The sequence below is a fragment of the Pseudomonadota bacterium genome (assembly GCA_037200975.1).
Taxonomy (GTDB): domain Bacteria; phylum Pseudomonadota; class Gammaproteobacteria; order Steroidobacterales; family Steroidobacteraceae; genus CADEED01.
Genome location: JBBCGI010000001.1, coordinates 2,064,217 through 2,078,189 on the forward strand (window position 1 = coordinate 2,064,217; position 13,973 = coordinate 2,078,189).

At 65.1% G+C, this 13,973-nt stretch carries 15 protein-coding genes; 8 read left to right on the forward strand and 7 right to left on the reverse strand.

Going from position 1 to position 13,973, the window contains the following annotated elements; translation table 11 throughout:
- The first annotated feature begins 15 nt into the window (after nucleotides 1-15).
- Together WDO72_09105 and WDO72_09110 are read left to right on the forward strand one after the other, a co-directional pair.
- Nucleotides 16-1,932, forward strand: a complete 1,917-nt coding sequence (locus WDO72_09105) for an LTA synthase family protein (protein MEJ0085828.1) — start codon at nucleotides 16-18, stop codon at nucleotides 1,930-1,932.
- Nucleotides 1,932-2,621 carry a phosphatase PAP2 family protein gene (locus WDO72_09110; GenBank protein MEJ0085829.1) on the forward strand — a complete coding sequence of 230 codons (690 nt, stop codon included), beginning with the start codon at nucleotides 1,932-1,934 and terminating at the stop codon, nucleotides 2,619-2,621. Before WDO72_09105 ends, WDO72_09110 begins: the two co-directional genes overlap by 1 nt.
- Here WDO72_09110 and WDO72_09115 read toward each other — a convergent pair.
- From WDO72_09115 to ilvB, 4 genes are read right to left on the reverse strand one after another with little or no spacing between them, the layout of a single operon-like run.
- The gene (locus tag WDO72_09115) at nucleotides 2,616-2,957 is read right to left on the reverse strand and encodes an AzlD domain-containing protein (protein MEJ0085830.1); all 342 of its coding nucleotides are present in this window, start codon (nucleotides 2,955-2,957) and stop codon (nucleotides 2,616-2,618) included. The two genes, WDO72_09110 and WDO72_09115, sit on opposite strands and share 6 nt — an antisense overlap.
- Nucleotides 2,954-3,685: an AzlC family ABC transporter permease gene (locus tag WDO72_09120; protein MEJ0085831.1), complete on the reverse strand. Its 732-nt coding sequence runs from the start codon at nucleotides 3,683-3,685 to the stop codon at nucleotides 2,954-2,956. The genes WDO72_09115 and WDO72_09120 overlap by 4 nt, the downstream gene beginning before the upstream one ends.
- Nucleotides 3,682-4,101: a VOC family protein gene (locus tag WDO72_09125; protein MEJ0085832.1), complete on the reverse strand. Its 420-nt coding sequence runs from the start codon at nucleotides 4,099-4,101 to the stop codon at nucleotides 3,682-3,684. The genes WDO72_09120 and WDO72_09125 overlap by 4 nt, the downstream gene beginning before the upstream one ends.
- A 15-nt stretch (nucleotides 4,102-4,116) precedes the next feature.
- Nucleotides 4,117-5,907 (reverse strand): biosynthetic-type acetolactate synthase large subunit, encoded by a 1,791-nt coding sequence (gene ilvB, locus WDO72_09130; protein MEJ0085833.1) that lies wholly within the window; start codon nucleotides 5,905-5,907, stop codon nucleotides 4,117-4,119.
- A gap of 184 nt (nucleotides 5,908-6,091) precedes the next feature.
- On the opposite strand from ilvB, the gene ilvN reads away from it, so the two are divergent.
- Entirely contained in the window at nucleotides 6,092-6,592 is a 501-nt protein-coding gene (ilvN, locus tag WDO72_09135) for an acetolactate synthase small subunit (GenBank protein MEJ0085834.1), read from the forward strand.
- A 14-nt stretch (nucleotides 6,593-6,606) separates the two neighbouring features.
- Nucleotides 6,607-7,992 carry a serine hydrolase domain-containing protein gene (locus WDO72_09140; GenBank protein ID MEJ0085835.1) on the forward strand — a complete coding sequence of 462 codons (1,386 nt, stop codon included), beginning with the start codon at nucleotides 6,607-6,609 and terminating at the stop codon, nucleotides 7,990-7,992.
- Here WDO72_09140 and WDO72_09145 read toward each other — a convergent pair.
- Both WDO72_09145 and glnK read right to left on the reverse strand, forming a co-directional pair.
- Nucleotides 7,976-8,956, reverse strand: coding sequence for a quinone oxidoreductase (locus tag WDO72_09145; GenBank protein MEJ0085836.1), 981 nt, complete (start codon nucleotides 8,954-8,956; stop codon nucleotides 7,976-7,978). The genes WDO72_09140 and WDO72_09145 overlap by 17 nt on opposite strands.
- Before the next feature lie 242 nt (nucleotides 8,957-9,198).
- Nucleotides 9,199-9,537 carry a P-II family nitrogen regulator gene (glnK, locus tag WDO72_09150; GenBank protein MEJ0085837.1) on the reverse strand — a complete coding sequence of 113 codons (339 nt, stop codon included), beginning with the start codon at nucleotides 9,535-9,537 and terminating at the stop codon, nucleotides 9,199-9,201.
- Nucleotides 9,538-9,769: 232 nt separating this feature from the next.
- On the opposite strand from glnK, the gene WDO72_09155 reads away from it, so the two are divergent.
- The 3 genes from WDO72_09155 to WDO72_09165 all read left to right on the forward strand — a co-directional run bounded on the left by WDO72_09155 (nucleotide 9,770) and on the right by WDO72_09165 (nucleotide 12,882).
- Nucleotides 9,770-11,041: an FAD-dependent oxidoreductase gene (locus WDO72_09155; GenBank protein MEJ0085838.1), complete on the forward strand. Its 1,272-nt coding sequence runs from the start codon at nucleotides 9,770-9,772 to the stop codon at nucleotides 11,039-11,041.
- 120 nt (nucleotides 11,042-11,161) lie between these two features.
- Nucleotides 11,162-11,548 (forward strand): BlaI/MecI/CopY family transcriptional regulator, encoded by a 387-nt coding sequence (locus WDO72_09160; GenBank protein MEJ0085839.1) that lies wholly within the window; start codon nucleotides 11,162-11,164, stop codon nucleotides 11,546-11,548.
- Complete coding sequence (locus WDO72_09165) at nucleotides 11,545-12,882, forward strand: M56 family metallopeptidase (GenBank protein MEJ0085840.1); 1,338 nt, start codon at nucleotides 11,545-11,547, stop codon at nucleotides 12,880-12,882. The genes WDO72_09160 and WDO72_09165 overlap by 4 nt, the downstream gene beginning before the upstream one ends.
- Before the next feature lie 82 nt (nucleotides 12,883-12,964).
- On the opposite strand, the gene WDO72_09170 is transcribed toward WDO72_09165, so the two are convergent.
- On the reverse strand, nucleotides 12,965-13,108 hold the full coding sequence (locus tag WDO72_09170; protein ID MEJ0085841.1) for a hypothetical protein: 144 nt from the start codon (nucleotides 13,106-13,108) through the stop codon (nucleotides 12,965-12,967).
- Between WDO72_09170 and WDO72_09175 the strand changes: the two genes are divergently transcribed.
- A complete protein-coding gene (locus WDO72_09175) occupies nucleotides 13,107-13,922 on the forward strand; it encodes a hypothetical protein (protein MEJ0085842.1) in 816 nt (271 codons plus the stop codon). The two genes, WDO72_09170 and WDO72_09175, sit on opposite strands and share 2 nt — an antisense overlap.
- Nucleotides 13,923-13,973: the final 51 nt, after the last annotated feature.

Here is a 13,973-nt window from a genome sequence, read left to right on the forward strand (position 1 = left end):
GCATAGGACTACCCCATGATCGAACGATACCCTTCACTCGCGCGCTTCTGGCCGCTGGTCACGCTGACGGCGTGGTACGTCGCATTGGGAGCGGCGCTGCGTCTGGTGCTGTGGGCGCAGTTCGGCTTCGAACAGCAGGTCTCGTTGCCCTCGCTGCTGTGGATATTTCCCGCCGGCGCCATCTCCGACGGCGTCCAGGCGCTCTATCTACTGGCGCCGTTCGCGCTGTTTCTCGCCTTGTTGTCCGATCGCTGGCGTGCCTCCCGGGCCGTGAATGCCGGCATCGTGGTGGGCGCGTTCCTGTGGATGTTCGGCCTCACCTTCGTCGCGGTGGCGGAGTATTTTTTCTTCGAGGAATTCGATTCGCGCTTCAACCTGGTATCGGTGGACTACCTGATGTATCCCACCGAAGTCGTGGGCGACATCCGCAGCGAGTACCCCGTCTTCACCGTGCTGGTCGCGGGCGCGGCGCTGGCCGCGGTGATGGTGCTGTTGCTGCGCAGGCAGCTGCGCGCGGGCGCGGCGCTGCCGGTCACGCGCAAGCAGCGCTTCGGCGCGCTGGCCCTGTATGCCGCCGTGGCGGCGGTGGCGGCGTTGACGTTCCAGAGCAGCACCTTGAGCCTGTCGCGTAACCGCGTGGCCAACGAACTGGCCACCAACGGCGCCATGAGTTTCTTCCGTGCGATGCGCACCAGCGAAATCGATTACGGCGCGTATTACGCCAGCCGCGATCGCCAGCAGAATCTCGCGGAGCTCGAGAAGGCGCTGTCGCAGGGCGGCGGTGAGTTCACGCGTCTCGCAGAGGGCCGTATCGACCGGGAATTTCCCGCGCGCGACGACGGACTCGGCAAGATGAACGTGGTGGTGATCGCCAGCGAATCGTTCGGCGCGGAGTTCTCGAAACTCTACGGCAGTCAGCGCGACTGGACGCCCGAGTTCGACCGCTTCGCGCAGAAGAGCTTGTGGTTCCGCCACATGTACGCCTCGGGCACACGCACGGTGCGCGGGCTCGAGGCCATCACCGCGTCCTTTCCGCCGATCCCGAGTGTCTCGATCGTGCGCCGCCCCGGCAACGAGAACATCGCCAACTGGGGCTCGGTGATGCGCGCCCAGGGCTACAACACCAGCTTTCTGTACGGCGGCTACGGCTACTTCGACAACATGAACTATTTCTATGCCAACAACGGCTTCGAAGTGCTCGATCGCAAATCGATCAAGAAACCGACGCGCTTCGAAAACATCTGGGGTGTCTCCGACGAGGATCTGTTCGATCTGGCGCTCGATCATTTCGACGATCTGTCGAAGCGCGGCAAGCCGTTCTTCGCCATCGTCATGAACACGTCCAATCACAAGCCGTTCACGTTCCGCACCGGCGTTCCGGGCGTGAAGCCGGTGGGCGGGGGCCGCGAATCCGGCGTGCGTTACGCGGACTTCGCGCAGGGTTATTTCCTCGAGCAGGCCGAGCGCCACGGCTGGTTCGACAACACCGTGTTCATCGTGGTGGCCGACCACGGCGCGCGTGTGTACGGCAAGCAGGACATCCCGATCAAGAGCTACGAGATTCCGATGCTGATCTACGCACCGAAATACCTGAAGCCGCAGCGCGTGGACGCGCTGACGACGCAGATCGACGTCGCGCCGACGGTGCTGGGCTTGTTAGGCCTGCCCTATCATGCGCCGTTCTTCGGCCAGGACGTATTGCACACGAATGCCGCCGACCGCGTGGTGTTCTTCAGCCACAATCATGACGTCGCCATCCTGCGCGGCAACCAGCTGGCGATCCTCGGCTTGCAGAAGAGCACCGAGAATTTCTTCTACGACGTCGCCACCGATTCGTACCGCCGTGCGCCGCACAACGCCGAGCTGAACGACCTCGCCATCGCCTACTACCAGACGGCCTCCGAGCTGTTCCACGAGCGCCGCTACAACTGATGATGAATCTGCGTGATTGGCGCGCGCTGGTCCTGTGGCCCGGCATGTGCCTGTTGACGGCCTTCGCGCTGCTCGAGCTCGGCCAGTTCGACCGGCCGATCGCCCATGCGCTGTTTTATTCCGCCAACCGCGGCTGGCTCGGTGCGGGAGCCGGCGACTGGTGGGCGCACGATCTCATCCATGACGCGGGGCGCTGGGTAGTGCGTGGCGCCGCGGTACTGGCGCTCGCGGCATGGGCGATGTCATTCAAAGTCGCGCGGCTGGCGCCGTGGCGGTGCGAGGCGTTGTACGTGTTCGTCGGCATTGCCGCGTCGACCGCGCTGGTCGGCCTGCTCAAGGTGTCGACCAACGTCGACTGCCCCTGGGACCTCACCGGGTTCGGCGGCGACCGCCCGTACGTCGCCCTGTTCTCCGATCGCCCGGACTATCTACCCCGCGCGCAGTGTTTTCCGGGTGCGCATTCGTCGTCGGGATTCGCACTCATGAGCATTTTTTTCGCGCTGCGCGACCGCTGCCGGGTCGCGGCGCGTTGGGCGCTGGCGCTCGGAATCGGCATCGGAGTGACGTTCTCGATCGGGCAGCAGGCGCGCGGCGCGCATTTCCTGTCGCACGACCTCGCGAGCGCGGCACTCGTCTGGTGGGTGTTGCTGACGCTGTACGCGTGGCTGTTGCCGCGGCCCAGGTTATAGATAGAGCCGGGCCAGGCTGTAAGCGCCCATCCCGATCGCCAGGCAACCGAAAATGTTGCGCGACCAGCACAGCCACAGCCCGGTGGCCGCCGCGCCGATCAGGCGCGGATTGAGCATCGAGAGATCGAGCGTCGCGTGCGGGCCGTGCATCAGCACGTCCGGCACGATGATGGCGGCCAGCGTGCACACCGGCGCGTAACGCAGCGCGACTTCGACGCGATGACTCAACCGCAGACGCGCGCCCGCGACGAGAAAGGACGTCCGCGTGACGAAGGTCGAGAGCGCCAGCCCGACGATCACCACGCCCAGCGCGATTCCGGAGACCGGATCGTTCATGCCGACTCCGCTGGCGCGGGCGGCGAACGCTGCTGCCAGGCATCCGTCAGCGTCGCGGCGGCGATGCCGGCGATGGCGCCGCAGAACAGGCCGAGCTTGAAAGGCAGGTGATATGCGAGCAGCGCCACCACCGCCCCGACGATGGCGCCCGAGAGCGCCGGGCGCGTGACCAGGCTCGGGCCGACCAGCGCGACCAGCGCCAGCGTGCCGGTGAATTCGAGTCCCCAGTCAGTCGGCACGTAGCTGGCCGCCACGATGCCGGTGAGCGCGGAAACCTGCCAGGTCACCCAGTTGTTGGTGCAGACGCCGGCGAACCAGGCGTCACGATCGCGGCCGGGTAGTTTGCCTTCCTGCGCGTAACGCATGAACAGCGCGAACGTGAAATCCGTCATGAAGAAGCCGATCGCGGCGCGTTTGCGCGCCGGCTGATCCACGAAGTACGGCCGCAACGCGGCGCTGTAGATGACGAAGCGCAAATTGGTGACCAGCCCGGTGGCGACGATCACCCATAGCGGCGCACCGGCCACGATCAGCGGCAGCGCCGCGAGCTGCGCCGATCCGGCGTACACCAGCAAAGACATCATGATGGCCCACGGCACCGCGAGGCCGCCCTTGACCATGGCCACGCCGCTGACCATGCCCCAGGCTCCGGCGCCGAACAGCGAGGGAACGATCGCGCGCTGGCCACTGCGAAACGCGGCCCGGCGGTCGGATGAAGGCGGCTTCACCAGACGCCGGTGTTCGCCATCGACACCCAGGGCTCGCGCGGCGGCAACGAGCCGTCTTTCTGCAGTAGTTCGATGGAGATGTTGTCCGGCGAACGCACGAAAGCCATGCGGCCGTCGCGCGGCGGGCGATTGATCGTCACGCCGTGTTTTTGCAGGCGCTCGCAGGTGGCATAGATGTCATCCACCGCATAAGCCAGATGGCCGAAATTGCGGCCACCACCGTAGGGCTCGGGGTCCCAGTTGTGCGTGAGCTCGACCTGCGCGGTGCCATCGCCCGGTGCCGCGAGGAAAATGAGCGTGAACTTGCCCTGCGGGAAGTCCTTGCGGTTGAGCACTTCGAGACCCAGTGCGTCGCAATAGAACTTGAGCGAGGCGTCGACGTCGGTGACGCGCACCATGGTATGCAGGTACTTCATCGCATCGGCCCGTAGTTAGAACATTTCACTCGCGCCGGGCGGCTTGACGTCGACCTTCTTGCGCGAAGGGATCCAGTCGCCCGTGATCATCGCCGCGTATGGCTGGCCCGGGCCGACCATCGGGTACACGCCGGCATCGGGATCGATCATCACTTCGAGGAAGGCTGCGCCCTCGAACGCGAGGAACTGCTCGATCACGGTGGGTACGTCGGACTTCCGGTCGAGGCGCACCGCGTACTTGAAGCCGTCCGCCTGCGCGGCCTTGATGAAATCCTTGGTGTGCAGCGTCTTCTCGGAGGCCGACAGGCGCCCCTTGTGGAACAGCTTCTGCCACTGCTTGACCATGCCGTCGCCGTTGTTGTTGAGCACGACGACCTTGATGGGAAGGCTGTAGGTGGTGACGGTTTCCATTTCGCCGATGTTCATGCGCACCGAGGCGTCGCCATCGATGTCGATGACGAGTTTGTCGCGCCGCGCGAACTGCGCACCGACGGCCGCCGGCAGGCCGAAACCCATGGTGCCCATCGAGCCGGAGGTGAGCCACAGCCGCGGCTGCTTGAAGTCGAAATACTGCGCGGACCACATCTGGTGCTGGCCGACGCCGGTGGAGATGATGGCCTCGCCTTTCGTTATGCGATTGATCTCTTCGAGCACGTAGTAAGGCTGGATCTTTTCGCTGCCGCGGTCGTAATTCATCGCGTACTTGGTGCGCAGCTCGTCGAGGTGTGCCAGCCACTGGGTACGATCGCGCTCGAAGCCGGCGCGTTTACCGTGCGTCGTGAGCGTGCGCAGCGCCTCGGGCAGCAGGCCGACGTGGCTCCACTGCACGCGTTTCACCTTGTTGATCTCGGCGCGATCGATGTCGAAGTGCGCGATGTACTTGGCGCCCGGCGCGAACTTGGCGGGATTGCCGGCCACCCGGTCGTCGAAACGCGCGCCGATGGCGATGAGGAAATCGCAGTCGTCCACCGCATAATTGGCGAACGCCTGGCCGTGCATGCCCAGCATGCGCATCGAGAGTTTGTCGGTGGTGTCGACCGCGCCGATGCCCATCAACGTGGTGACCACCGGAATGCCGAAAGCCTGGCTGAATTCGCGCAGTTCGGCCGCCGCGTTGCCGTTGATCACGCCGCCGCCCGCATAGATGAGCGGCCGCTGCGATTCGCCCAGCATCTCGAAGAAGTGGTTCGCCTCGGTGGCGTCGATGATGTCGGTAGTTAGCGTCTCGAGGCGCTTGCGGTAGCCTGGCATCGGCAGCGAGCCCGTGCCCTTGAATTCTCCCGACCAGTTCTGCACGTCTTTCGGCACGTCGATGACGACCGGACCCGGCCGGCCCGTGCGCGCGATCTCGAACGCGGTGCGCACCGTCGCTTCGAGCTTTTCCGGATCGGTGACGAGGAAGATGTGTTTGGCGACCGAGCCCATGATCGACGGCACCGGCGCTTCCTGGAATGCGTCCGTACCGATCGCGCTCCGCGGCACCTGGCCGCAGATCACGACGATCGGAATGGAATCGGCCATCGAGTCGCGGATGGGTGTGACCGTGTTGGTCGCACCCGGGCCGGAGGTGACGATGCAGCAGCCGACGCGGCCGCTGGCGCGCGCGTATCCCGCCGCCATGAAGCCCGCGCCCTGCTCGTTGGCGGGCACGATGAGCGGCATCTGCGGCTCGCCCTTGTCGCGGCGCGCCTCGTTGTAGCAGAAGACCGCGTCGTACGTGGGCAGGATGGCGCCGCCGCTGTAGCCGAAAATCGTCGATACACCCTCGTCCGCCAATACCTGGACGATCATCTCCGCGCCGGTCATCTTCTGGCCGGCGAGCGGATGCTGGATGGAGGGGTTCGCAGGCTTCGCCTGCGAAGACAAATCTCGGACTTTGGGGGGATTGGCCATGGCTGCCGGAGCCTAGCAGTTTGCAGGCTTTCGTTGAATGGATGGGGCGCAACCCGCTATTCTGGCCGCCGTTTCGTCAGCCCCAGCCTGCTCTTTCATGCGTCATATCATCGCCATCCATTTGCAGAACGAGGCCGGTGCGCTCACCCGCGTCACCGGGCTTTTTTCCACCCGCGGTTACAACATCGAGTCGCTGTCGGTGGCGGCCACGGATGACCCTTCTGTATCGCGCGTGACGCTCACGACCAAGGGTGCGGACGGCGTGATCCTGCAGATCGTCAACCAGCTCAACAAGCTCATCGACGTGGTGGCGGTGGAAGACCTGACACGCGGCGAACACATCGAGCGCGAGCTCGTGGTGCTCAAGCTGCGCGTGGAACCCCAGCTGATCGACTCCGTGCGCGGTTACGTGGTGCGCGCGGGTGGCCGCGTGCTCGAGCCGTCGCCCGAGGGCTTCGTGGTCGAGCTCACGGCGAGTGAAGCGGAAGTGAATACTTTCGTGAGCCACCTGGGTGAGCGCACCGACATCGTCGAGGTGGTGCGTTCGGGTGCGCTCGCGGTCGGGCGTAATGCCCGCGCGCTTCACGTAGTCAGATAACCAGCGCCCACCGGATGTCCACGCGTCGATGGCTGTCCGCGACGCTGCTGGCTGTCGCCTCCACGCTCTGCCCCGCCGCGGACACGAAGGTGTCTGTCCCGGCAAAAAAGATGGACGCCTACTTCGACGCGCTGGCAAATCACCAGCTCGCGAACGGCAGCATCGCCATCTCGGAACGCGGCGTGCTCAAGTACCAACGCGCGGTGGGTTTCGCCAGGATCGCGAACGGCAAGCAGGAACCCACCGAGACCGCCACGCGGTACCGCATCGGCTCCGTTTCCGGGCTCTTCACTGCCGTACTGGTCATGCAGCTGGTCGAAGGCGCGAGCATCACGCTCGACAGCAAATTGGCGGAGTTCTACCCCGACCTGCCGAACGCACTCGACATCACCTACCGCGACCTGCTGCAGCATCGCAGCGGCCTGGCCGACTACACCGGCGTGGCGAATTTCCAGACGTGGCGCACGACACCGAAGACACACGCGCAGATACTGCAGATCATCACCACCGCAGGCGCGAAGTTTCCGCCGCGCGAGCGCGTCGAGTACAACAACAGCAACTATCTATTGCTCGGCTACGTGCTCGAAAAGATCTACGAGCGTTCGTACGACGAGATCCTGCAGCGCCAGATCAGCGCCAAGCTCGGAATGTCGCGCACGTATTACGCCGGCGGCGGCATCGCGAGCCTCGAGAGTATTTCCTACCAGCTCACGCCCGGTGGCTGGGTGGCGCTGACGCCGACGGACCCGTCCATCCACGGCGGCGCCGACGGGCTGATCTCCACGCCCGCGGAGCTCGTGCAATTCATCGATGCGCTGTTCGCGACGAAGATCGTGACCGCACACTCGCTGGCAAACATGCGCGACCAGGATGGCGGGTCGGGAATGGGCTTGTGGCCTTACGAGGTCGCGGGCCAGAAAGGTTACGGCCACGGCGGCAACATCGAAGGCTTTCGCTCCTGCGTCTATCATTTCCCGGACAGCGGCATTTCAATCTCCTACGCGACCAATGCCTCAGTGTTGTCGATGGACGAGATCGTCGACGAAGCGCTGGCGCTCATCTTCGAGCGAGGGCGCAAGCCGCCGACCTTCGAACCAGCCAAGCTAACTACCGCGCAGCAGGCCGCGTACGTCGGCGAATGGCGTTCGGCCGGTGGTTTGCCGCAGCAGACCGCGTTCCGGCAGTTCCGGCCGCCCGACCAACCGATCCAGCTCGCCGTGAAAGCCGGCACGGATGCGCCCATCGTCACGCTCCAGAATCGGGATTTCCAGCTCACCGCACTCGGCGGCCACGAGTTCGAGCTGCGCGAGATCGGCTACTTCCTGCGCTTCGACCCGCGCGCGGACGAACTCGTGATACGCGGACCCGACTGGTCTTACTTCCTCAAGCGGGCAAGATGACCGTCGCGCCGGTGGTCTTCCGGCCTTCGAGATCGCGATGCGCCTGCGCGGCGTCGGCCAGTTGGTAGCGCTGGTTGATCGCGACCTTCACCCACTTCTTCTTCACCGCGGCGAAAGTTTCGCGCGCCACGCTCTCGAGATCCTTGCGGGTCGCGGTGTAGTCGTACAACGTCGGGCGCGTCAGCGTCAGCGAACCGCGCTTGGCGAGTTCCGCCGGAACGAACGGCGCCACCGGGCCGGAGGCGTTGCCGAAGCTCACCATGTGTCCGCGCCGGCGCAGGCAATCGAGCGATTCGAAGAACGTATCCTTGCCCACCGAATCGTAGACCACGTCGGCGCCCACGCCTTTGGTCAGCTTTCGCACCGACGCCACGACATCGTCGCGGCCGCGGACCAGCACGTGTTTGCAGCCGTTCTTGCGCGCAAGCCGCGCCTTCTCGTCGTTGCCGACGATGCCGATCACGGTGACGCCCAACGCCTTGGCCCATTGCGACAACATCAGTCCCAAACCACCTGCCGCCGCGTGCAGCACGATGACATCGCCGCGCCGCACGCGGTGCGTGTGGCGCAGCAGATAACAAACCGTCATGCCCTTGAGCATGAGCACCGCCGCCTGCTCGTCGCTGACGCCCGCGGGAATCTTCACCAGCGGTGCGGCCGGCACATTGCGCAGCTCGCTGTACGACCCGGGAACGCTGTGGACGTATCCCACCCGATCGCCCACCTTGAAGCCACGCACCTTCTTGCCGACTGCCGTGACCACGCCCGCGGCTTCGCGGCCAAGCCCGGCTGGCATCGATTTCTGCGGATAGAGACCCGAGCGATCGTAGACGTCGATGAAATTGAGGCCGATGGCGGTATGGCGCAGCTGCACTTCGCCCGCGGCAGGCGGCCCGACCTCGACGTCCTCGAGCCGCATGACCTCCGGCCCGCCGGTTTCGTGAATGCGGATGGCGCGCGTCATGGGCAACTCCGGGAACCTTGGGGTCCGGGAGAGTAACTCCGCTCACCGTGTTCGGCGAGAAATCCAGTCTTTTGGTTTGGTGTTCTTCGGCGCTGCCGAACGCCACCAGCGCCCGGTAGATAGGGCCTTCACCAGGAGGGCGGCAGGTATTCCCGGTGGCCGCACCACACCGTCAAACGGCGGCCCGCTGCCGGAAGAGCAGCGGGCCGTCGTACATCAACAGTTGCGGTTTTGGTCGCGCGTTACAGCGCCGAGTTGTCCGTCTCGCCGGTGCGGATGCGGATGACGCGATCGATATCGGTAATGAAGATCTTGCCGTCGCCGACCTTGCCGGTCTTGGCAGCCTTCAGAATCGCTTCGATGACTTGATCGACCAGGTCGCTGCGAACGGCGACTTCAATTTTGGTTTTCGGGACGAAGTCCACGACGTACTCAGCGCCGCGATAGAGTTCGGTATGGCCGCGCTGGCGACCGAAACCCTTCACCTCCGTCACCGTCATGCCGGATACGCCGATCTCGGACAGCGCCGCGCGCACGTCGTCGAGTTTGAAAGGCTTGATGATGGCGGTGACCAATTTCATTTCGTTATCTCCCAATTCTTTAGTGAATCTGGACGCCGACATCGGCGAGCCTTAATCGCAGTGCACCTTCCGTGCCAGTATCCCGAAAGCTCAACATAGCGGCAATTTCAGTATTGGCCGCCCGCAGCGAGAATTTGTCGGCCCTAATTTAGCGCGCTCGATCCGGCATCGCCCACAATTGGTGCGCCGGAACCGGGGGCGACGGTCTCTCTTATCTATATAGGTGTGTGGGATGAGTAGTCAGTTGGACAGTCGGATCGTGATAGTCGGCGCTGGACAGGCTGCGGCGCAAGCGGTGGAGACTCTGCGCAAGCGGGGGCACACCGGCGCGCTCACGTTGATCGGCGATGAGGCGCTGCTGCCCTACCAACGTCCGCCGCTGTCCAAGAAATTCCTGGCCGGCACGTTCGAGCGCGACCGCCTGTTGATCCGGCACGCGGCGCACTACGCCGGGCATGCCGTCGACATGCGGCTCGGATTCGCGGCCGTGCGTATCGATCGCGCGCGGCGCCGGGTCGAAGTGGCCGACGGCAGTGCGATCGAATACGACCGACTGCTGCTGGCCACCGGCAGCCACCCTCGCCGGCTGACGTTGCCCGGAGCGGAACTGGCCGGCGTGCACTACCTGCGCAGCGTCGCCGATGTGGATCGCCTGCGCCCGGAGCTCGCACCGGGCCGGCGGGTGGTGATCGTAGGTGGTGGGTACATCGGCCTCGAGGTTGCGGCCACGTGCCGGGAGGCCGGGCTCGAAGTCACCGTGCTCGAAGCCGCGGACCGCGTGATGAACCGGGTGGCGGCTCCGGTGGTCTCGCGGTTCTACCAGGATGAGCACCGGCGTCATGGGGTGCAGCTGCGGTGCGGCGTGGCGGTCGCCGCGCTCGTCGCAGCGGATTCGATGACGGACGCCGCCGCCGCGCACCGTGCCGCGGTGGGCGCACAGCGGGTGGCCGCGGTGCGTCTCGCCGATGGCAGCGAGATCGCCGCGGATTTCGTGCTCGTCGCGGTCGGCGTCGAGGGTATGGACGCATTGGCGCGCGATGCCGGCATCGACTGCGATCGCGGAATCCTCGTCGACGAATTTTGCCGCACTTCGGACCCGCACATCTGGGCGGCGGGCGACAACGCACGGCACCCGAGCATCCATTATGGAACGCGCGTGCGGCTGGAATCCGTGGACAACGCGTTCGAACAGGGCACGAGCGCGGCGCTCAACATGCTGGGCATCGCAACCCCGCACGACAAGGTGCCGTGGTTCTGGTCGGATCAGTTCGATCTCAAGCTGGTGATCGTCGGGCTGACGCACGGGTTCGACGAGATGATCGTGCGCGGCGATCCCGCGTCACGCGCGTTCAGCGTCTGTTATCTCAAGGCCGGCGAGTTGTTAGCCGTGGAAACGGTGAATCACACCAAGGACCAGATGGCGGCGCGCAAGATGATTCCCGCGCGCGCGCGGCCGGACCGCGCGAAACTGGCGGACGACGCGAACCCGCTCAAGGAATGTTGAGGGGGTTGTCCTGAACGCGCGGCGCGCTTCGCCCGGGGCCAGGCAGCTCGCCGCCGTTACCATCTTGCCTTTTCTACTACAGCTGTCATAGAGTCAACGACAATCCACAGCGGAGGTTGCGTGGCACAGCCGAAACTCAGCGCGCTCGAGTTGCGCATCATGTCGGAGTTCTGGAGCCGCGGCGCCTGCTCGATCCGCGAGATCCACGAAGCGGTCGTGAAGAAGGGCCGCCCCGCCTACACCACCGTGCAGACCATGGTGTACCGGCTCGAAACCAAGGGCGCCGTGCGCCGCACCCGCAAGATCGGCAACGCACACGTATTCGAAGCCACGACGTCGCGCGCCTCGGTACAGACGCGCCTGCTCAAGGAAATCATCGGGTTGTTTGGCGGCAGCGTGCGCCCGGTGATGGCGCATCTCGTCGAGATGGGCAAGATCTCGCGCGAAGACATCGACGATGCCCTCGAGGTGCTGCGCACACACGACGCCAGGGAAAAGAACAAGTGATCCCTGCGCTGCTCGATCACCTGTGGCAGTCGACGCTGTTCTGCGCCGGTGTCTGGGGAATCGCGCGGCTTTGCCGGTCGAACGGCGCGGCCCTGCGCCATTCATTGTGGTTGACGGCGTCGGTGAAGTTCCTCGTGCCGTTCGCGGCGCTGTATGGCCTGGGTTCCTGGGCAGGTTTACCCACGCCGGTCGGCAGCGAGCCATTTTTCTTCGATCCGGCGGTGCAGGCGGTCGGGCCGGTGGTGTCGCCGGCGTCGCTGCACGTCGTGGCCTCGGGAGGTGACGGATTTTTCACCGCGATATTGTTCGCAGCGTGGCTGGCCGGCGCAGCAATAGTGGCGGCGCGCTGGCTCGCGGCGTGGCGCGCAGCAGATGCGCTGGCCAGGGCCGCGCGATCGGCGCCGGGCGCACCGCCCGATGCACGCGTCACGGATGCGGATGTCGAACCGGCCGTGGCGGGAAGTTTCCATCCGGTGGTGTTGCTGCCGGTCGCGCTGCTCGGGAGATTGACCGGCACGCAGATGAATGCGGTGCTGGCGCACGAACGCGAGCACATCCGCCGCTACGACAATCTCAAGACGCATGTTCATCGTGCCGTGGAAGTGCTGTTCTGGTTCCACCCCGCGGTCTGGTGGATAGGCCGGCAGATGATCGAGGAACGGGAGCGCGCCTGCGACGAAGCCGTGCTCGAGGACGGCCACGATCGTTCCGTGTACGCAGCGGGCATCCTGGAGGTGTGCCGGCATTGCATCGGTCGCCCGCGCGTCGCGTTCCCGGTCTCCGCGCTGTCCGGCAATCTCACCGAACGAATCCGTCACATCCTGGCCGGCGCGCGTCCGGCGGCCATCGGGCTCGTGAAAGCAAATGCGTTATTGCTGGGCGCCCTGGCCTGCGCTGGAATCCCGCTGATGACCGGCGCCGCCGACACCGCGCTGCGGCGCCAGGCACTGCTGACACAGAATTCGCGCACGCTCGCCGCGGCGCAATTCAAGGTGGCAGTCGCCGCAGAGGCGGATACACGTCCGACAGTCGTGGTGAAAACACACGAAGTGCTGATCCAGGGCAGCACCTTGCGCGACATCGTGGCGCTGGCTTATGGAATGCAGGGCTCGCAGCTGCAGGGCGAAAGCACGTGGATGGATTTTCCGCGCTACGACGTGCGCCTCACTACCCCGCAGCCGATGAACAAGCCGGAATCCTTTGACCTCGCCGCGTTGCGCGGCGTGGTCACAAGGCTGCTGGCCGAGCGCTTCGATCTCGAGATCTACGTGAATCAGCGCTGCCAGGCGCCCTGCGGGCCGCTGGCGCTCGCGCGCGCGCATTTTCCGGAATAGACACCCATGCGAGGCTTCGCAGGTTCTTGTCGCAATTACTACTACATATGTGGTTGTCGCAGCCATATTTGTAGGTGTGCGTTCAGCCGCTGATGGAGGCGTTCGTCGACCACTTGTGGCAATCGTTGCTCTTCTGCGGCGGCATCGCGGCCTGCACATTCATCACGCGCGCCAACCGCGCGACCTTCAGGCTCTGGCTGTGGCGCGCGGCAGCGCTGAAGTTCATGTTCCCGTGCGCATGGCTGTACGCGCTCGGCGGCTGGATCGGCTTCCCGGTGGCGTATTCCCCCGATCCCGCGCCGCCGCGCCTGGTCGCACTCGCGGATGAACTGTCGCCGCTGGTCGCACCCGCGCACGCGCTCGGCCTGACAGGCGCCTGGGTCTGGCAATCCATGTTGGCCGCTCTGGCCGCGAGCGCGTTTTGTGTCCGCATGGCGATCGCCCGCACCGGGCTCGAGCAAACCCGCGTTCGCGCGGAAGCGGAACGCCGGGAACGGGATGTCAGCGATGTGTTGCCTTACCCCGGTTTTTGGGCCACGGCCTGCATGACATTCTGCGTGCTGGCAATCGTCACCGCGCCGGTACTGGCGGGCGCGCTGGCCGACCGGCAGCGGCGCCATGAAGTGCTCATCGCCAATTCGCTCTCGCTGCGCCGCGGCCGGATCGTGATGACGGTGGCGGCGCCCGGCATGGCGGAGCGATATCGCGTCGTCGCCGATGAAAATGGCGTCCTCATCCGCAACGCGAACCTCATCGACATCGTGGCGATCGTATACGCGATCCACCGATCGGCCGTCTGGACGGAACAGAGGGCCTCGGCGGATCCCGAAGCCCGGCGGGATTTCTGGATGATCTCGCCGCGTTACGACGTACGGGTTTCCGCAGCCGTGCGCGATCCGCAGAACTTCGATGCGTACGCATTGCGCCAGCCACTCACGAAGCTGCTGGCGGAACGCTTCGGCCTCGAGATCAATCTCGACAACAAGTGTCAGCCGCCCTGCGGCAACTATGGCGTCGCCATGTCCGTGGGACCACTCTGACAGAGTGCTAACTACCTGCTAATCCCCCTTAAGAATCCGGCTGCGATTTCC